16 protein-coding genes are annotated in these 19,178 nt (G+C 55.0%); 8 read left to right on the top strand and 8 right to left on the bottom strand.

What is annotated here, in order from left to right:
* Positions 1 to 3: 3 nt before the first annotated feature.
* Positions 4 to 213, bottom strand: a complete 210-nt coding sequence (locus ACFCXQ_RS05315) for a hypothetical protein (RefSeq protein WP_379553785.1) — start codon at positions 211 to 213, stop codon at positions 4 to 6.
* 104 nt (positions 214 to 317) lie between these two features.
* Positions 318 to 557: a hypothetical protein gene (locus ACFCXQ_RS05310; protein ID WP_379553783.1), complete on the bottom strand. Its 240-nt coding sequence runs from the start codon at positions 555 to 557 to the stop codon at positions 318 to 320.
* Positions 558 to 668: 111 nt separating this feature from the next.
* On the opposite strand from ACFCXQ_RS05310, the gene ACFCXQ_RS05305 reads away from it, so the two are divergent.
* Entirely contained in the window at positions 669 to 1,304 is a 636-nt protein-coding gene (locus tag ACFCXQ_RS05305) for a S24 family peptidase (protein ID WP_379553781.1), read from the top strand.
* A gap of 56 nt (positions 1,305 to 1,360) precedes the next feature.
* On the opposite strand, the gene ACFCXQ_RS05300 is transcribed toward ACFCXQ_RS05305, so the two are convergent.
* Genes ACFCXQ_RS05300 through ACFCXQ_RS05290 form a run of 3 tightly spaced genes read right to left on the bottom strand, consistent with a single transcriptional unit; the run spans position 1,361 to position 4,748 of the window.
* Complete coding sequence (locus ACFCXQ_RS05300; RefSeq protein WP_379553779.1) at positions 1,361 to 3,025, bottom strand: VRR-NUC domain-containing protein; 1,665 nt, start codon at positions 3,023 to 3,025, stop codon at positions 1,361 to 1,363.
* Positions 3,022 to 4,068 (bottom strand): nucleotidyl transferase AbiEii/AbiGii toxin family protein, encoded by a 1,047-nt coding sequence (locus ACFCXQ_RS05295; RefSeq protein WP_379553777.1) that lies wholly within the window; start codon positions 4,066 to 4,068, stop codon positions 3,022 to 3,024. The genes ACFCXQ_RS05300 and ACFCXQ_RS05295 overlap by 4 nt, the downstream gene beginning before the upstream one ends.
* Positions 4,065 to 4,748: a DUF6088 family protein gene (locus ACFCXQ_RS05290; protein WP_379553775.1), complete on the bottom strand. Its 684-nt coding sequence runs from the start codon at positions 4,746 to 4,748 to the stop codon at positions 4,065 to 4,067. Before ACFCXQ_RS05290 ends, ACFCXQ_RS05295 begins: the two co-directional genes overlap by 4 nt.
* Before the next feature lie 472 nt (positions 4,749 to 5,220).
* Here ACFCXQ_RS05290 and ACFCXQ_RS05285 point away from each other — a divergent pair, with 472 nt between their 5' ends.
* The 7 genes from ACFCXQ_RS05285 to ACFCXQ_RS05255 all read left to right on the top strand — a co-directional run bounded on the left by ACFCXQ_RS05285 (position 5,221) and on the right by ACFCXQ_RS05255 (position 13,137).
* On the top strand, positions 5,221 to 7,155 hold the full coding sequence (locus ACFCXQ_RS05285; RefSeq protein WP_379553773.1) for a toll/interleukin-1 receptor domain-containing protein: 1,935 nt from the start codon (positions 5,221 to 5,223) through the stop codon (positions 7,153 to 7,155).
* Positions 7,152 to 8,708: an argonaute/piwi family protein gene (locus tag ACFCXQ_RS05280; protein WP_379553771.1), complete on the top strand. Its 1,557-nt coding sequence runs from the start codon at positions 7,152 to 7,154 to the stop codon at positions 8,706 to 8,708. Before ACFCXQ_RS05285 ends, ACFCXQ_RS05280 begins: the two co-directional genes overlap by 4 nt.
* A gap of 30 nt (positions 8,709 to 8,738) precedes the next feature.
* The gene (locus ACFCXQ_RS05275; protein ID WP_379553769.1) at positions 8,739 to 9,887 is read left to right on the top strand and encodes a DUF3800 domain-containing protein; all 1,149 of its coding nucleotides are present in this window, start codon (positions 8,739 to 8,741) and stop codon (positions 9,885 to 9,887) included.
* Positions 9,888 to 9,952: 65 nt separating this feature from the next.
* Positions 9,953 to 11,089: a hypothetical protein gene (locus ACFCXQ_RS05270; protein ID WP_379553767.1), complete on the top strand. Its 1,137-nt coding sequence runs from the start codon at positions 9,953 to 9,955 to the stop codon at positions 11,087 to 11,089.
* Positions 11,086 to 11,667 carry a 3'-5' exonuclease gene (locus ACFCXQ_RS05265; RefSeq protein WP_379553765.1) on the top strand — a complete coding sequence of 194 codons (582 nt, stop codon included), beginning with the start codon at positions 11,086 to 11,088 and terminating at the stop codon, positions 11,665 to 11,667. The genes ACFCXQ_RS05270 and ACFCXQ_RS05265 overlap by 4 nt, the downstream gene beginning before the upstream one ends.
* The gene (locus ACFCXQ_RS05260) at positions 11,664 to 12,245 is read left to right on the top strand and encodes an AAA family ATPase (protein ID WP_379553763.1); all 582 of its coding nucleotides are present in this window, start codon (positions 11,664 to 11,666) and stop codon (positions 12,243 to 12,245) included. Before ACFCXQ_RS05265 ends, ACFCXQ_RS05260 begins: the two co-directional genes overlap by 4 nt.
* A gap of 7 nt (positions 12,246 to 12,252) precedes the next feature.
* Positions 12,253 to 13,137, top strand: a complete 885-nt coding sequence (locus ACFCXQ_RS05255) for an aldo/keto reductase (RefSeq protein WP_379553761.1) — start codon at positions 12,253 to 12,255, stop codon at positions 13,135 to 13,137.
* Between the two features lie 240 nt (positions 13,138 to 13,377).
* On the opposite strand, the gene mobF is transcribed toward ACFCXQ_RS05255, so the two are convergent.
* From mobF to ACFCXQ_RS05240, 3 genes are read right to left on the bottom strand one after another with little or no spacing between them, the layout of a single operon-like run.
* The gene (gene mobF / locus ACFCXQ_RS05250) at positions 13,378 to 16,287 is read right to left on the bottom strand and encodes a MobF family relaxase (protein WP_379553760.1); all 2,910 of its coding nucleotides are present in this window, start codon (positions 16,285 to 16,287) and stop codon (positions 13,378 to 13,380) included.
* 50 nt (positions 16,288 to 16,337) lie between these two features.
* Complete coding sequence (locus ACFCXQ_RS05245; RefSeq protein WP_379553758.1) at positions 16,338 to 18,665, bottom strand: type IV secretion system DNA-binding domain-containing protein; 2,328 nt, start codon at positions 18,663 to 18,665, stop codon at positions 16,338 to 16,340.
* Positions 18,655 to 18,984 (bottom strand): hypothetical protein, encoded by a 330-nt coding sequence (locus tag ACFCXQ_RS05240; protein ID WP_379553756.1) that lies wholly within the window; start codon positions 18,982 to 18,984, stop codon positions 18,655 to 18,657. Before ACFCXQ_RS05240 ends, ACFCXQ_RS05245 begins: the two co-directional genes overlap by 11 nt.
* Between the last annotated feature and the right edge of the window lie 194 nt (positions 18,985 to 19,178).

The raw sequence follows: 19,178 nt of genomic DNA, 5'->3' as shown, positions 1-19,178 counted from the left end.
TCCTTAGAGGATCATGTCGTGCGCAATCACGAACGCAACAAATGCGGACAGGCCCAAGAAGATTACGATGACCTTCAAACGTCCCCAAGGATCAGCCCAAGTCTTCTTCCAAGTGTAGGATGTCAGGCGATCCTCAGCGATAGCGCGGTCGATTTCGCGAAAGCCTTCCCAATCGCCTTTGCTCTCCGGCGGAGTTTTGTCGGAATTGCTCATAAGTCAGCGTCCTTTCGCCAGAAACCAAAGCCCCCTCTGCTTTCAAGACGAGAGTGTAAGCCAAGTTGTACGAAGCTCAAAATCTGGTCGGTCACCTTCTGGACTTAGGGTCTTTTGGTCAAACCGTTCGGGTCTTTGGCGCAATGCTGCGGGGAGATCGAAGGACGCCTGCTTTCAGGTGTATTCAAATAGGCATTGAGTCGCTCAATGGTTCTTCGGCGTGGTCTGCGCCCCATCCTCAAATCGAGCACAAAACGGGGATCGCCCACGGCTCGCCTACCAAAACGCGTTGCAGAAATATGGTTGTCTTTCAGATGCCTTTCGATCCGTTCCAGCAGCGTCATACCTTTCTCACTCCGACTCGCAAATCCCTTGTGTTCTTGTTATGTTCTTACTAGGATGATTTCCGCGAGTCTAGGAAGAAATCCTACGATCAATCCTGAAGGACCACACAAATGGAACATGTAAGAGAGGAACTTGAGAGGCTGATCACCCAGGGCGGATACGGCTACGCGGCGGTTTCGAGGCTGCTTGGACGTAATCCAAGCTATATCCAGCAATTCATAAAGCGCGGATCGCCTCGTATCCTTGACCCCGAGGATCGCAAGACACTTGCAAGCTTCTTTGGGGTCGATGAACAAAGGCTCGGTGGTCCTGCTCAAACACCAATGGATGGAATGATCGAAGTTCCCGTTCTGGACGTGGATGCCTCAGCCGGCTTCGGCGCTATTGCATCGAATGAGACCAGTTACACGCGCTTTGGGTTTGACGAGAAATGGCTCAGGAGATTGACCGGCGCTAAGGGCGCCAGCCTTTCAATCGTAAGCGTTCTGGGAGATTCGATGGAGCCCACACTTAGCGATGGCGATGAGGTTCTGGTCGATGCGTCCGATCATGGCGCAAGGCTGCGGGATGGCATCTATGTGCTGCGCTCCGACGATACGTTGGTCGTAAAGCGCATCGCCATCAAGCCCGGCGCGAAACAGATTACAATTTCCAGTGACAATCCCGCCTATCCTTCATGGAATGATGTCGATCGTGAAGGAGTTGAGGTGATCGGCCGGGTCATATGGTTTGGGAGAGCTCTTTAGTCATGCCTATCCGCAAACAGCTTGAAGCGGTACATCTTCTCGGCAATTGACCGTACTTATGGGCTTGGCCGAACTTCGGCCAATGCAACGTCAAATCCAAGTGGCAGCAGCAGCTTGGAGATAAGTCGAGCCTGACTAGCGTGAAAGCTATCGGATGGCGCTTTCACTTCGACAAAACGGGCCAGATTATCCTTCCACAAAGTCAAATCAGGCCAGCCGGATCTGAAATCGTATGGGGCATTTGCGAAGACCTCAGCAATCCTCGCTAGACGTTCAGTCCCGAGGGTTTCGAACAGGCCGAGCACGTGCTCTGCATGGACGGTGGGGTAGAATGCTGGGGTTCTCCCAGCGCTCGCAGAGATGATCTTCCAGTTGGTTTCGATCTGAGAACGCGTCGCTTGTGAAACCGCCGCGATCAGATCTCCCTTGTCGAAACGGTCCTCATCAAACGCAACGTTTTGCGCATACAATGCTTCGACAAAGGTGTCGGCGTCGCGTGGATCGAGCCTTGGAAACGATGCTGCCTTGAGCAAAGTCAAGATTAAACCGCCTTCGGAAGCAGCTCCGCTCCAGCCCAAATTGCGATAGTGTTCCAGTGAAGCAAACTCGACCGAGGACCATTGATGGGCTGCCTGTAGCCTCCAGTCCTTTCCGTCACCCTTCTCAAGCACGATTACATCATGCTCGACACCAAGCCTCTGCGCTTGTTTTTCAAAACGGCTTTGTTTTCTGCGCGCAGGTTTCGCCTCGCCCTGACCCATTTGTTTTCGAAGCTTGTCAGCGCGTCTTGCGACACCGACCTTAGGGTCTAGTGTTAGCGCCTCATCATAGGCCGTGATCGCCTTCTCACGCTTACCCTCAGCTTCATACATTTCACCCAAAAAGCGGTACGCACGAGCCTGCCCCCATAGCTCGCCTTCGCGCGCTGCACGTTCGAGGCCAGCCTTGATTTCCGCTCGTACTTCTTCTGAAGGGGGTTCTTGGGATGCCAGCAGGTCTTTGACCACGCCTAGATCGCCAGCAGCGATCCGAGCTCTCTGCCAACCGTCACGGTCGATCATAGAACCAGCAAAATCGTAAGCGACCCGCTCTCCATCTTTAAGGCAGATGATTACTTTTTCGGCGCCAGTATCCCAATCGTAGCCCTCAGCCCAACCAGTCTCGACTTCCCATCTTGCGATTTCACGCCGGGCTTCAAGGTCGAACAGCATGTACCGACAGCTGTCATCACTCCCAGGTGCATTGGCCGTCTGGCAGATGGCATAACGCCCATCAGGGGAAAGGCTATTGCTCATAAGGTTGGCTGCAAACTGCTGGTTAATGAGCTGCTGCCCATGGCAATCGTAGGCGATGAAACGGCTCTGTAATCCGTTTCCAAACATCCAATCGTGGAGAATGAAGGCACCATTGTCGGCGACCTTCCCTTCCTGCGGTCGCTCAAGTTTGCCAGATGTCACGATCTGATCGTGAAGAAGCAGTGACCACGAACCGTGCCCGCTTTCTCGGTTCCCACCTCGCGAGCCGTCAGGTGTTCTGTCGGCCCAGATCAGCCGGTAACTTCCGTTGGGTGACTTGGCATGATGACCTATGAAGTCGAGTTGTGCGATGCTGACAAGACCGTGGCTGTATTCGTCGATATCGAGCCTTGCACCTGAGCGCTTGCTTCGCCCTTTGCGCTCAGGCGAGCGTTTTCCGAACAGGCGGTCTAGGAAGCCTGTCATGTTCGCCCGTTCAAACGGTTTTGCAAGTCGGCGACGGCTTCAATAACTTCGTCGAATGCAGGCGCATCACCGAAAATCATGACACTCATTGCCTGATAATCCTGCCGCAGATCATCAATCATTCCTTCCTCGGGACACAAGGCGAAGGTTGGCGGGCGGGCCGAGGCTAGATCGAATGGCGGTCGATTGAAGAACATGCGGGCGTGAGCGACACAGTCTTTACCAAGAGCCGGGTCTTTCAGCGCTGCTAGGCCTGCGTCGGACTGGAGCAAACGAAACACATCGTAATAGTGGCGTGAGACACGTTGCCCATTACCCCGCAATTGCCCCCGGTTCTCATACCAGCGCCGCAGACCGTGAAGGATGACCACCTTGTCCCAGAACGTACGCCCGGCATCGACTACGGTCACGTTCGGTACGGAGAGATCGATGTCCGGAACATCGGCATCGACATAAGGTGTGAGGGTTTGTAGCGAATTGGGATCGAGGGCTGACTTTGCCCCTGATTCGATCTTCACCGACTTCGCGATGTAGTCATCGGTGGGCGTCGCACTGGGATAGATCAACAAGAGGGTTTGTCGATCGCGAGTATCAGGTTCCACCCGTAGCGCAGCTTTCTCGATCCCTGTTCTAGTAACGGTTTCGGCGCAAAGTGCCTCAAGGCGTTCCAATAATGGCCCGTTGATATAGGCTTCGCAGGCCTCACGCATTTGGTCGAGCGCGGCTTTGCGTTTGTTACCACTCAACGCTTCGAGTTCTTCAACTGACGCTGGATGGCCCAGATCATCGCGGAAGACAGTCACATCGATGTCTTCAGAAAAGCGCTCGATCAGACCGAATGCCTTGGACAGAGAAGTGCCGCCTTTGAATAGTAGTCGAGGCTCTTCGCCAAGTCCGTTGAATAGTGCGTCAAGTGCCCAGCAAACCCAGAGGTCTTTCTCGACGTTTTGCGGCGTCGTACCAAGCCTCTGGGCCGTTGTTGCATATAGCCCGTTGCGCGTTTCTGCATCGGCACGCAGAATTTCATCGAAAGCAGAGTTCACGATAGTGGTGCCTGATCGTGCAGCAATGGACGCAAAAAGTCCTGCATCCAGGCGGGTAGAGTAGCGAAGCCATCTGCCAGGTCGGCTCGCAGTTTCTTCCCATGAACGGGATCCGTGAGAATACTGGTCACTCTCTCGCGCCAGTTTTTGACATCATCACCCAGCATCGTGTCGCGAAGCCAGTGCAAGGCTTGGACAATCCGCATCGCTGGGCGGCCAGCCCAGTAGAGTTTGCTGGCGGCTGTCTGTTTGAACACGATGGTGAGGTTGCCGAGCTTGATCGTCTTGGACCTTGCCTCGCTGTGTACGACAATTTTCGCCGGCACTGCATTGGTTAGACCAAGATCGTTTGCTGCTGTCATTCCATCGACGAGCACGCGTATTTGGTCTCGACGCGCCACTGCCTCGACAACTTGTCGAGGATCGGGCGCACTCTTTTCTTTGGTAAGACTGTTAATTTTCGGCCGATCGTACAATCCCCGGTCGATCCTGCGCAGCTCTCCAGCGTTCACCAGCCGCTGAAGGCTTTTGTCGATTGCATCACGGTTAGCGAGCTCGAGGAAGTCAGATGGCGTCCAGACCGCGTTCCCCGGCTGGGTTGCGATGCGCTCGAGAATCTGCGCTTTCAAAGGTGAGACATCAGCATTCATGTCCGAAATATGTAGCACAATTTCGGACATTGTCGATACAATCTGTCCGAAAAATGTATGCACATTTCGGACAGAATTAGATGCATCCAATGATCCCTTAGCAGGCCAAAGCAAAGGGCAATACGCAGTCGATAGAAAGTCAGCTGTTTGGTCTGCAATCGGTCAGTCCGCATTCTTGCCACAGCCTATAAGTAGCAGATGTCCCCACTTCGCCCTCGAAAAAAGCGGTCAAACTGGGAATGTCCCCCGCATTCAGTGCGAGCGCAGATGATGAACTGCAAGTCATAATCGAAACATAAGAATAGAACTCGAAAGCCTACATCGAAGCTGAAAATAACCACAGGTACTTTTTTGGTTGATACAGGAGGTTTGATGTTCAAACTACGGCTGAGTGCCCAAAAAGGGGCGCGCAGCGAACTCTAGATGATTTTATAACCGGAGTAATGACCAGGATCAGCTTTATCTCCTTGACGGTGGTGGCGATTTTCAACCAACTGCGGTGATGAGCTATGATTTCGCCTCATTGTCACCAACTGAGTTTGAAGAGCTCGCCCGCGAACTGGTGGGTGCTGAGCTCAAAATACGTTTCGAGGCATTCGCGGAAGGCCCAGATAGCGGCATGGATGGCCGCCATTGTACAGGCGGTGACTCGACCATTTTGCAGGCGAAGCACTATCACCGATCCGGCCCTTCGAAATTGAAGTCGAAGATGGCTGCCGAACGGGAGACGATCGACCGCCTAGCCCCCCATAGGTATATTCTGGTCACATCGGCCGCGCTCACTCCCCATAACAAATCCGAGCTGAGAGATACCATAGGCCCAAGCCTCCAGAACACAGGCGATATTTTCGGACCCGACGATCTGAATGCCCTGCTACGCAAACACCCTGAGATCGAGAAAGCCCATTCAAAGCTGTGGGCTCCGTCCACCGGGATACTGAAAAAAGTGATCGCCGAGGCCTTCATGGAAGCCCAGGCGACAAGAGACACCATTCCCGAAGTCTTCGAGCGAATCTTTAAACCGAAATCCGGCGATGCCAACTCTACCGAGAAGGATACGCTCGATGTCGAGCGGGATATGATCTTTCTGATCAAGACCACGCCGGGAGACGACGAGTTTGCGCTCTGGCTGGCACCCAAGCTGGAGGCGGCGGGATACAGCGTCTATGCGGATATTTTGACGTTGGAGCCGGGCGATCGGTGGCGTCGGGTCGAGGATTTGATATTGCAGCACCGCACAGCCAAGGCGCTGCTTGTGATGACCGAGGACGCGCGCAATAATCGCCAGGTGCAAGACAATATCGATATCGCTCTCGAGGTTGCAAAGGAGCTGGAAGACGACCGTTTCATCATACCTCTGCGTCTCCAGTCGGGCAAAAAGATCAAGGGCATTGGTGATGCTATCGCGGTCGATTTTGTCCGCGGATGGGGAGAGGGTCTGACAGCGCTGCTGGAATCCTTGCAGCGCCAAAAAGTACCCAAACCAGCCAGCGGCGCAGCGATCGATCCAAACTGGGATTTGTTCCGGCGGCGAGGAAGCATTGCATTAGTCAATGAGCCAGAGCGTCTTACCTCCAACTGGCTGCGTGTCTTGGAAGCCCCGGATTCCATCCATTATTTCGAAAATGTGGGAGTTGGTGATGAGGACCGGGCCAGGCGCGCGGCGGCGACCCTACCATTTCCTGCTGTTCCCCATGGACGCGGTCTGATCACCTTTGCAGAACAATGCGATATCGACGAGTGGCTGATGGACGTCGGCCGATTTGCACTGGCGGAAGAGCTGGACACGCTGGAATTTGCCGAAAGCGGCTGGCCGGCGCTCGATCTGGAGCGGCAACCGGCGTCGAACATGATGGTCCGCATGTTCCGAGAAGCTTGGGAAGCCTTTTGCAAAGAACGCGGATTTGCGCCGCATGCCTATTCCAACGCCACTGGCTTTCATCCCTCTCCGGAACTGGCCCCGAGAGGAAAAAAGATTCCGTGGGGGCGGCAGGGATCGCATCGTTCTTCCATGCTGCGCAACGTGGCGCGCGGCCATATCTGGCAATATGGCGTGACGGGAATGCCGTTCCTGTGGCCGTTCTGGCATTTCAAACTCAAATCGCGGGTATTGTTCGCGGTCGATAACGGCACCGAAGACGGGGAGGCGATCGACGATCACAGAAAGATGCACCGGCTGCGCAGATCGAACTGCAAGGGATGGCGCAACAAGCAGTGGCATGGCCGTATGCTGGCCTTTCTTGAACTGCTGTCGGGTGAGACTGCTTACTTAAGGCTGGCTGTTTCGAGCACAAGTGCCGTCGTGCTCGACGCGACCCCGATACTGTTCAATTCGCCGGTCAGTACCGAGCTGCCCGATGAGCTCGACGCAGATGCCGAAGAGCCCGATGTCAGCACACTTGGTCGGCCAGAATCTGCGCTAGAGGAAGAGGCGTGAAGTTTCCGGAAACCTCGCTCAACATAGAGCATATTGGTGAGCCCGATCTCGAATTCGCTTTTGCGCAGCGTAGCGCGCATCCCAAAGACGGGCTGTTTCTGTATGGTCCCTACGCGAAGGGCAAAAAGTCACGCGAAATCAGGGTCGGTGTGGTCGGGACCGTTGATGGTATTGCCCATTTCCGGACTTGGGCCAGACGACTCTTGGACAAGGTCGAGGTTCCACCACCCGGCAAAGGTGAAAAAACCGATCGGCTTCACCTGGCCAATTTTCCCGGGCTTGAAGAGGCGTACGGCATCACCTTCGAGCCCGATGAGTGCAGTACGCTGTCTATCCCGCCTGACGATATCGACAGAGCAACGCGCATTTTAAATTTGCATGAAGCTGTCGACAAAGTCGCACAGCTCTACATCGACCGCGTACAGAAGTATCTCCGCAACGAAGAGCGAGCGGTGGATGTCTGGATCCTCGTGCTTCCTGAAATCATCTATGACCGCTGTCGTCCAGAATCCCGGAGGACGGGACTGAATCTGGAGAAGGGCGACTTCGGCAAGAAGCAGAGGGCCAAGGCCGAGATCCCGCTCTTGTCGACGACCGGGCTAGTGGATCAAAGCGACGAGAAAATCTTCGAGGATGTGCCCGATTTCCACCGTCGCATCAAAGCTGAGTTCCTGCGCTTGGCCCCGACCCAGATGATCCGGGAGACGACCTTGGCGCCGGACGCCTTCTTGAATAAGGCCGGTTACCCGCTGCGCAAAACGCAAGATGCGGCGACCACGGCGTGGAACCTGGCAACTGGTCTCTATTACAAGACGCAGCCCAAACCGCCCTGGCGGCTCGCCGAAGTGCGGCCCGGCGTTTGCTACATCGGGATGGTATTCAAGAGCTTGCCGGATGATCCGAATGGACATTCCTGCTGCGCAGCCCAGATGTTCCTAAACGAAGGAGACGGCGTCGTTTTTCGCGGCGCCAATGGCCCGTGGAAGACTGGAGACTATGAATTCCATCTCAAGGCGCGAGCAGCGCGCGATCTCATCAAGCTGGTTCTGGAGACCTATGTTGAGACGCATGGTAGGCCGCCTGCCGAACTGTTCATTCATGGCCAGACAACGTTCAACGATGAGGAATGGGCGGGCTTTGTTGCCGCGGCACCGAAAGAAACAAACATTATCGGAGTCCGTATCCGCCCGACCAGTGGCGAGACGAAGCTGTTCCGTGATGGCGACTATCCAGTCCTGCGCGGGACCGCGCTGCACCTCGACGACCAAACAGCCTATCTTTGGTCCACAGGTTATGTTCCGCAGCTCGACACGTACATTGGTCCCGAAACACCGAACCCACTGCACATCACCGTGCTTCGTAGCAAGAATGAAAAGCCTCATATATCCATCGTCCTCAGGGACATCATGGGGCTCACCAAGATCAACTATAACTCCTGCAACTTCAATGATGGGCTACCTGTGACCGTGCGGTTTGCCAAAATGGTGGGAGACGTATTGACGATGGGATCTGCGAAGGGCGAAGAAAAGCAACCTTTCAAGTTCTACGTCTGAGCGGTCCAGACATTAGGAGGATCCATTCCCTTGGGGCACACACCAGCTCGATCAGGCGACCACGTCACCTCTCCCAAGGCATTTTATCTCGACGAAAGCGGAAATACCGGTGATCTCACCACTGCTAAGATGGAGGGCTACTTCAAAGAGCAACGAATGTTCACGCTGGCCGCCATAGGTTGCGACCTCGATGAGACTTTCGAAGCGCGATTCTTGGCCCTCAAGGAAACTCATCACATCCGATCTCCAGAGGTTAAGTCGGGGCAAGCATACAAGCGACCTCGATTTACCAGCGACCTCATCGATCTAATTGATGCATCGGGCTGTCCGATTTTTGTCGAGGCGGTAGACAAGCATTATTTCATAGTCACAAACATCATAGACAGAATCGTTCTGCCTTATGTGGGGGAGTGCGACACCCAGCCGCAGACCCTCTGGATCAAGGGGATACTGGCCGATCACATGGCGATGTATGCACCTGCAAAACTGTCCCACGCATTCATCGAGTGCTGCCGGAGCCGAGAGCATTCCTCTGTCCGCGATTTTCATAAGCAGCTCATTCGCTGGGCGGAGACAAGCCGCTCCTTACCGACAGACGTGGCGGATGCATTTGTTCGCTTCACTCGCGATAGCCTCAAGGATTACCGTAAATTGCCCAAGTTTAAGGCAGTGCAGCGGGCTTTGCCGATCCCTGATCCCAACCCCAATGGCAAACTGGTCTGGCTTCTGCCGAACCTGACTTCCTTCACCCACATTTACGCCCGTATTAACCGCTATCTCGGGAAACAGATCTCAGGCGTGACGCTCTTCCATGATGAGCAACTACAATTTGGCGATATTCTGCGCCAAAATAAAGGATTGATGGAGGGGGTCACCGCTCATGACATGACGATACCGTTGAAGACCGCGGATTTTGAGTTCTCATCGTCCGCGAGTCTGAAGTTCCTTAACTCACACGAGTCCATCGGCATTCAAATTGCTGACGTGTTGGCAGGTTTTGTGGCGCGTTATATTCAAGACGCGGTTTGGGGTGGCATCGTGATGGATGCTGAGAAAATGCATATCTTCAGCCGTCTTGTAGTATCCGGCGAGCGCGAGCTTGGAACAGGATTGAATATTGTGGCCCCCGAGAGCCTTGTCCGCTTTCTCGGTATTGTGCCACGTGCGAACTATTCTTAGTTCCTATTATATGGTCGGAGTTTGCCGCGCCTCTACGGGCAAAAAAACAAACCTAGGAATCTTGAATGGAAAATGTCAGCGAACTTGAGCGCGAGAAGCGTCTGAGAACAGTGCCAACAGATCTACCCACTAGCCTCGGAAATGTCGTCGAATACCGAAAATCCGGCCTCAGCCTGAACCATGTAGTGGGTTGTCCGCTAGACTGTGGCTACTGCGTCCGCCACATGTTCGACAATTTCGCAATGAAACGCCCTCATCTTGTAGTAGACGATGAACGTGCGGTTGCGGAATTGATGGCACATTGGGCATTTGTGCCTCATGTCACACCGATCCAGATCTTCAATCGCGCAACAGATCCTTTTCTGCCCCTGGTGAAGGAGCACATGGCGCATTCACTCGAACTACTGGATGCTCATGGTCTCACAAATCACGTTCTTATCATAACCCGTTGGAAGGTCCTGCGGGATGATATTGAGCGCCTTGAACAGTTGCGGCATCTCAAGGTCTCGGTGCTGGTTACTTGGTCTGGCATAACAGATGCTCGGCTCGAACCTATAGACAGCGCGATCGCGGAAAGGTCACTCGAAGTGCTGGCCGACCGGGCCAGACGGACGAGAAAAATCATGTATTGGCGTCCGATCATCGCTGGTGTGAACGATACCGACGAATGCATAGACCGAGCCAGTGCGCTCTCTCACTATGCTGACGCGACAGTTTTCACCGGACTGTTCCACCGCGAGCAAATCCGCGCTCATTTTCGGTCATCGGGCGTCGAGGACTTGTATGGCGATGTGCACAGGAGAAAAATCCTCCCGCGCAAGGTCGAGCAGAATATCCTGCGTCGATACAATGGCGTACCGATATTTCGTAAAACCTCATGCGGCATCGCGTTCGCTTACGCCGAAGCAGATTACAATGGCCATTTCGGCATCAGGAATATTTGCGACATATGTCCGCCCAATCAGGTTCGGATCTGCGGCACCAGCCACCAAGCGCCTTCACGTGCTAAGCTCTCGTCGCTTGCCGAGACTGTGGGACTAGACCCTAGCCGTATAGAAGTCAGTGCCGGCAAGGTAATCGTAGAAGACAGCACCGAGCAACAGCGCTATTTCTTACAGCATGTGTTGGGCTTCCAAGTGCATGATCGAGCTTTGCCGCATCTGCCGGAGCGCCACGGCCGCGCAGAGGAGGGGTGGAATTGATCGATAGAATGTGGGCTGTCGATGTTGAGGGCAGCGGCAAATCGCCTCCAGAAATTGTCGAGTTGGCGATTGCCGAGATGAAGGGCTTGGATTTGACAGGGCGCAGCAAGCATTGGCGCTTCAAGCCGAAGAATGGAATTTCCCCCATAGCAGCTCGGATACATGGGATCTGGGACAACGATGTGGTCGATGCTCCCGAACTCGAAGACGTAGTTGAAGATGTTCTCCTTTGGCTCGAAGACAAGCCCATCGTTGGGCACAACGTCAAAATCGAAATCGATATCCTTGGTCCAGTGCTTGAAGGGTGGGAGCCAGCAGCAGCCTATGACACATTAAAAATTGCGCGCCGCCTCCTTCCAGGCCAACAAAGGCACGGTCTCGAACACCTCGGATCTGAACTTGGTCTCAGCTCCAAAGCCAAAGGAATTGCTGGAGGAACAGCCCATTCTGCCCCCTTCGATGCCGTACTTTCAGCGCTACTTCTCAATCATTTACTCCGTGATCGCACAGAAATCGATCAGCGCACGATACTCGCCGATGCCGATATACTTGGTAGCGCCCAAGGATCGCTGCTGTGAACCGATACCCATTCCGTATTGCTGTCGCAGGCACTCATTCAACCGGCAAGACGACGTTCCTGACGGAGCTGAAGCATCGCTTCGAGCAGAGCGGAGTAAGTGCGGCCTACGTCCACGACAGCGCCGTCAATGCACGGGAAAAAGGCTTTCCGATACTTGCCGATCATACGTTCGAAAGCACTGCGTGGCTCATGGCCAGGGCCATTGAATTGGAAACGGAGGCCTCTTTGTCAGCCGATGTGATCCTTGTGGACCGCCCCGTAGCGGACGCGCTTGGATACCTTCGGGCCGCGCTGATACACACCTCACGGTCGGTCACAAACGCGCGTATTTGCGCACTGGAAAAGATCTGCGAAGCTTGGGCTCCCGAATATGATCTTGTATTTCTTACTGTGCTCGACCCATTGATTGAGCTCGGTGAAGGGCGTGATGACGATGCGATTTTTCGCACAAGAGCAGCAGATGAAGTGACTCACGTAGTCGACAAATTCATGTCGGACCGTCACCTTCTTCGGCACGGTGAGACTGATGCCGCCTTGGCATTCGCCATTGCAGAGTTCGAGAGTAATCGAAGTTAGGCCAGATATGGCAGCCGAACAGCTTAATCCCATAAGAATTGCCGAGAATCAGGCAATCAAACTTGCTGGGGCAAGACGCATTGGCCTTGGCTGTATGGCTTTGACCGGCATCTATGGTGCCATTAGCCGCAAGCAAGCAATCGCAACGCTACATGCAGCTTTGGATCAGGACGTAACACTATTCGATACAGCTCCCCTTTACGGTAACGGCGAGAACGAACTTTTGTTGGGCCATGTGCTAGGCGGCCATCACGATGCGACCATCGTCACAAAGTTTGGTCTATACGCCGATTCAGCTGGCAAACTTTACCATGATAGCCGTCCCAAAACCGTCCGTCTGTCCGTCGAAGCCTCTCTCCGCCGGCTGAAGCGTGATCGCATTGACGTCCTCATACAGCACCGTGTCGATCCGGACACAGCAATTGACGAAGTGCAAGAGTGCATTGTTGACTTGATAGCTGCGGGCAAGGTGGGAGAGTTCGGCATCTCCAACGTCTCCGCTGGCGAAATTTCTAGGCTGCCGATGGGCGTTCCCCTGTCCGTCGTACAGAACGAACTCTCACTGGTTACTGGCGCTAAAGATGCTGAATGCGAGGCTGCGACAGCCAGAAGCGCAGCGTTTATGGCATATTCGCCGTTGGGACGTGGCATCCTGACAGGTTCAAAGCCTTTCCGGGCCGACGATTTTAGGACTTCGATGACAGCCTTCGCCCAGCCTCCTGCGGCGACAGATCCCTGGGATGATGAATCCAATTTGCAGATGGCAGCCGGAGAAGGGTACTCTCTTGGTCAGGCGTTAGATTGGGTGCTCGCGCAAGGTGAAAACGTGGTCGCGATACCTGGATGTCGCTCGCCGAGCCATGTGTTGGAGGTTTTCTCGCGACGGGAATAGGTCCTTTCGCAGTCACAAACCTGCTATCCAACGCGACGGCGTATGAGACGACACCAATTTGATCCGTCCAACATTTTGCCGCGTATGTGTCCAAAACAGTGCCCGTGCATCGTTGGTTCACTGCGGAAGATGAGCAATTCTGAAGCGATCCATTCACTACCAATCGCTAGTTGCTCTGATGTCCGTTTTCGAGAAAGCGACGATGATGCGTCAATGTCCGATATAGGCGCAAAGCCCGCACTATATCCCCCGATCTAGCGTTTTGCTCTTGATGCGCTCCAATTCCTGACCTGCATTTTTCTCGCTTGCAGCCTGCCGCGGGGCATCCCCGCCCGTGGCTGCAGCTGCTCGCAAACGCGATGTAACCTCCAGCGCAGAGGTTTTCTCTCCCCTGTTATGAGCAACAGCCGCAGTCATTCTCTGAGTATTGTCCAAGACCAAAGTCAGGTGACCGCGGAGCCTGGTCACCGTTACGAGGAACGTCTTCTGGTTCGAGAGATTGCGTTCGCGGCTATCCATGACTGCAATTCCGCGATCTGACGTGAGCCCCTGCGCCATATGAGCGTTCAGCGCATAGGCGAGATCAATGCGTTTCAGCATAGGATCGTCTTTACCAAGCGTCACTTGCTCACCCTTGGTGGTCTCGACCGTGACCTTACGCTTATCGATGGCAATGACCTTCGCCCGGTCAGCGTTGAATAGTCCGCGTTTGTGATCATTGCGCGTCCAGCGAATTTTGTCGCCACGATGGATTTCGAGCTGTCGGTCGTTGAATAGAGCCAGAGTGTCATTGGCCTTGTCGGCCCTAATCCGCGAAGGATCGAAGCTGAACTTTTTTCCGCGGGCGCTCTCCAAAGCGACCCTTTCGCGTTTCGTATCCCTGCCTAAGATCCTGTATTGTCCCGGCATAAGGCCAAGCGTCTTTTGTCTCTTTGAAACCTCAAGAATGCGGCCGGTCCGATAGGCCGCAACATGGCGCAGTTCTTCATAAGTGTTGTGCACGCGCTCCAGTACAGCCAGCTCAGCTTTCTCCGGCCCGATCTGCCCGCTGGCAAGAAGGCCCGTTTGCACCGCGTGGTTGACAGTTGAGCGGATCCTTCGGCCCGAGGCATAGATTGATGTGCGCTCTCGATCTTCTGGCTTTAACGAAAGCCACTGCTCGGCTGCCACAATCGCACCATCGCCTTTGGCCTCAATAGTATGACGTTTGAGCTTGGCAAGCGCAGTTCGAACATCACCTTTCTGCGCAGCGGCTTGGGCTTCGCGAACAACAGGATTACGCGCGCGCAGATTGGTGTTCATGTGTGCCTGCGCAATCCCGGCCTTTTGCAGAAGTGCAAAGGGCTTGCCGGCATCGACAGCGCCAAGCTGTTTGCGGTCGCCCATAAGCACCAAGCGATGGACGCCGGCTAGATTTGCTAGCGCAACGAGCTTCTCCTTGTCGCTGTTGGCGACCATGGATGCCTCGTCGAGAATGAGCACGCTCCCTCCGAGCGCCTGCTTTGCTTCGGCCTTGAGGCTGCGATTGGATGGATCATCAAGCAGCGACTTCCAGCCCCCCAGAAAGCGGGCCAGCGTTTGCGATTCAATCCCCGTATCGGATTCCAGCATTTGGACGAGTGTATTCTGGATAGCGAGGCCGATGACAGGCCGTCCCTCTTCCCCCAGTACTTTGGCGACCGGCCCAAGCACGCTGCTTTTGCCAGCACCTGCTACGCCTTGAACTGCAACGGTTCGATCCGATGAAGCAAGGATGAGACGCGCAGCCGAGAGTTGACCCTCATTCAGTCTAAAGCCGTGCCCGATCTCGGCTGAGGCCTGCACACGAGTTTCGGCCTCTTCAGCGTTGAGATCCGACGCGGATTCTCCTTTTCCCGCCTGAACTGCGGCGATGATGCGCTCTTCGGTTTCAATCGCTTCTCGCGATGCGAGCCAGCCCTTATGCTCGCCGCGTCCCGCTACAAGATGACCAGAATTGACCAAGGCGCGGGTTCTCGTTTCGATCTCACCGATGGTCGTTGGCAGACCAAAATCCAAAGCTGCCTTGTAGAGCGCTTCGCGTTCAAAAGCGGCCTCGCGCTGCGATAAATGCCGCACAGCCGAGGCAACCGCCTGCGCGGCCGCGATCGTTTGCTTGTCCTGTTTAAGCACCGAGGCCGGCACCAACGGATCTTCTGATGCCCCTCGAACATGGCTCGCAAACTTGGCAAGCAAAGCTCGGCCCCGTTCCACCAGTGTCGCGAAACCCGAATTGGGCTTTTCAGGCATGGCTGAGCGCAAACGCGCACGCTCGACCATGGGATTTAAATCGAGACCAATGGACTGCGCGGTTTCCTGCCACATGCCTCCAAGCGTATCGCGATCCTCGATCGGCGCTTTGGCAGAGCGGGTATCAAGTGCAGCGATCCGCCCAGCTTCAAGGCCTGGACCTTGCCTCGCTGCAAGCACTTCTTGGCGCCGCGAAGAGAAGGCCATGACATCCTCGCGCGAAATCCCGCGCGCTTCGAAATTGCCATGTTTGAGAGTTGGTCCGGTTTCATAGCCAAGCTTCTCGATTTCCATTCGGAAGCGCGCCATCGCGATGGAGTTGAGCGTGGTGTTGAGCTGCCATAGACGATCATTCTTGAGCGTCCGCCACTTACCATCCTTGCCTTGTGTCACATTGGCGATCACGGCGTGGAAATGGAGATTGGGTTCCTGATTGCGATTGGTGTCGTGCTTGAAAAGCCCAATCGCCAGATTGCCTGTCTTTTGGGTCTGAACCTTGCCCTGCGCCATGATGCGGGTTTCGGAAGCGTTCTTTTCCGCCCATTGAAGCGCTTCGACAACCGCCTCACGATAAGCGCTGAGGATGCGCTCATCTTTGCCCACAAGGGCAAGAAGCGACCAGCTCTTGGGAACAGAGAATGTAAGGTCGGTGCCCGGCCTATGGGCCTGCCCAAGGTTGCCAACTTGCGTTCCATCGGGGAGCTCACCGCGCAACAAAGCGTCGAAGGCTTTGGCGTCTACCTTCCCCTCTAGACCAAGCCGCTTTGCGCCTTCACCGAGCCATTCGCCTGAGCGATCAGCATCAGCTTTAGCGTAATAATTGTCGGATGCGAAGTAGTTGGCCGCTGCGGAGGACGAGCGGACATTGGCAACGGAGAGCATGGGCAGGCCTCACACAACTCAAGCCCCTCAGTCCTCCCCGATGATGGTAATCACATCTCAGCGTCGAAGTCGCCGAGATCGTGGTCATAGTCTTCGCGTGCCGCGCCGCCCAGGAGCGAGCGCTGCTGCTCTTCTTGAAGCGTCTTATCCGTCTTGGCGCGTTGCTTACCTTCACGCTGCGCGGCGTCAGGATCGGGCCGATCAGTGCGAGGCGAAGCCTTCTTCAGAGCGTCTGATACACGCTCATCGACTTGCTGCTCCCTAAGCGGGAGCTCGCCTTGTACTTTGCCCAAAGAGGCCGCTCTTTCGCTTTTGAACGGGGCTTCAACAGCTTGTTTGAGGGTTGTCTTAGAGCGAGACTTCGAACGTTCTTGCTTGTCAGTCTTTACCTTCTTGTCACGCGCGCGAGACTGCGCTTTGGGACGCTTCGCTGGCTCACGCTTGCGATCCGTGGCTTCCTTCATCTTGCGCGGATCGCCGCCGTCTTCTCCTTCCTCTCCGCCCTTATTCGCCGTAGCCTCGGAAGTCTCCTCGCCTTCCTTGAGAGTTTCAGCCTTTGCCGTTGACGTTAGTCCTTTGGCATCCTCGTACGGGATAAAACCTTCGGCCCGGCGCGGCCAATCTCGGGGTTGCAATGAGACAGGCGCCGCCGGAAAACCATCAGGGAACTTGATGAAGCCCTCAAGGCTTGGAAGGCCCATAAACTCATCAGGCAAAAGCAGCGGAACCACCTGCCGACGCGGCGTCAGACTGACCGCATCGCGCGCATTGTTGTAGCCATAGCTGTACCCTTCTTCCATCTCGCGAACCTCGCGGTGGCCGATAATGTCGGAGCACCATGTGGCGGTCTCGCGATCGGCAGTGGCGAGGATCAGTTTGGTTCTGGCAAGTGAGGACAAGGTCATTGCCATGTGCTCGCCGTAGACCTCCTTGAGCTTCGCGAAGGTATGGACGCCCGTCACGATAGCACCGCCAAAATTGCGCGCAGTCTGCAGACCTTTTTCGAGCGACGGCAGGCGGTGAAGCGCGCCGAGCTCATCAATCAGAAACCACAGTTGCAGGTCACGCGTCCGGCGACCCGTCATCAGCGTGTTGATCGCTGTATCAAGCCACAGCGTCAGCAATTGTGAGAGCACGCTCATGTCTACATAGCGCGCGGATAGGAACAGAAAGGAGCCCGGTTTTACTTCGCCAGTCACCCACTGCCGCACCGAAAAAGCGTCCCCTGATTGAGGCAGCATTTGCATCGCTTTTGCGTTCACATTGAAGACGGCGCGGACCGATTCCGCCATGCGAGCAGCGGCCGGCGTGCTGATCGGTCCAGCCATTGTGTCCTCTACCAGGCGGTGCAGATCCGAGAGATCTGCATTCATCAATTCATCGGCAAGCGCGGCATTGGTCCCGCGCCCTGCTTCTTTCAGCTTGATACATGTTTCAACAAATAGGGTGCGCGCAGCGAGCACCCAAAACTGTTCCGAGCCGCCTCCATCATGGGGCACAAGCGACTCCGCTGCTGCATGAAACTCCGCGCGCGATGTGCAATCATCGAAGACGCTCCAGCTTGGGCAGCGTGTATCCAATGGGTTCAAAATGATATCGCGTTCGGGATCGAAAAAGGTTTCGATAAAGGCGCCGGTCAGGTCGAAAATGACCGCACGTTCGCCTCTTTGTCTGATTTCGGAAAGGAGCTCGAAAAGGGCGACCGTTTTGCCCGTGCCTGTCGTGCCGACCAGCATGGTGTGGCTTTGCTCTTTACGCCAGGGCCAGCTTACGCCTGCAAGGTGCGCGGGGCTATAGAGACCGGCTGAAGCGAGCGCGCTGCTGCCGGCAAGCCGCCACCTCCATCCCAAATTGCTGCCATATTCGCGAGCGCGTTCATGGCGATTGTGATCGTCGATTTCGCCTTCCAGTTCAGCAAGGCTTGCAAGCGATGCGCCGCGCACATGCTTCCTTTGCTTGGACCGCCAACCGAAGTGTTCAGCAACCCACCAAAAGGCAATGAAGGCAGGAACAAGACCCCACGCCGACGTGACAAGCGCAGCCTCAACCGCCCCCTCAAATGCGGTCATTGCCTCTTTCATGGGCGGGTATTCTGTGACTACGCTGATTGGGAACGCGACGATGCTTCCATCAGCCAAGGTAAGGTTCACAAGCTTGTCAGGATCGAACTCCATAAACTCATAAAAGGATGAGTAGATGTGCATCCAGACAAGGTAGGTTTGGTGGTCAGTGAGGCTGCTGGTTACTTCCCAATAGACAAGTCCTAGAATCACCAGCAGTGTGATGATGAGCGGACCCTTGAGCCCGGCTGCAAACATGAAACCAAAGTGCCCGAGCAGCTGGCTTCCGCGAGTGAAGTTGACGAGTTTATGCTTCATCGCCGACCCCTTGCGGGCGCGGCGCAACGAGCCCCAAACGCTCCAGCCGGCGCTGATAGGCTGCGACCGTCTGCTCGCGCAGATTGGGCACAGAATGGTGCGTGAGCAGCGCATCCAAAGCTACGGTGATGAAGATGTTCTGGCGAACCGGATCGGTCGCTGGCGTCCTCAAATCGGCTTCCGTGTCACGCTGCCAGGCATCAAAAATGCAATCGCCAATCACGATGCTTGAACTTACCCGCCGCTCATCGGCCTGAGCTTTAATCCACTCGGCAATGAGAGGCGTGACATAGGTCACAAAACGATGATGTCTTTGCATGTATCCAAGTTCCTTTTGCTAAAAAGAACCTGGTTCACTCTTCGGAAAAGCGAGTGCCACTCTGGCACGGGCAATAGGGTGTAGGAAACCCGAAAATTAGGACAGAAATTCAATATGCTAAGTGAATTCGGCACACTCTGGCACAGTCAAGAAGGCCACTGGCACGCGACTGGCACAAAAGAGGACAAGACCAA

It is taken from the genome of Qipengyuania rhodophyticola, from assembly GCF_042493225.1.
Taxonomy (GTDB): domain Bacteria; phylum Pseudomonadota; class Alphaproteobacteria; order Sphingomonadales; family Sphingomonadaceae; genus Erythrobacter.
This window is presented reverse-complemented; position numbering and strand designations above follow the sequence as displayed.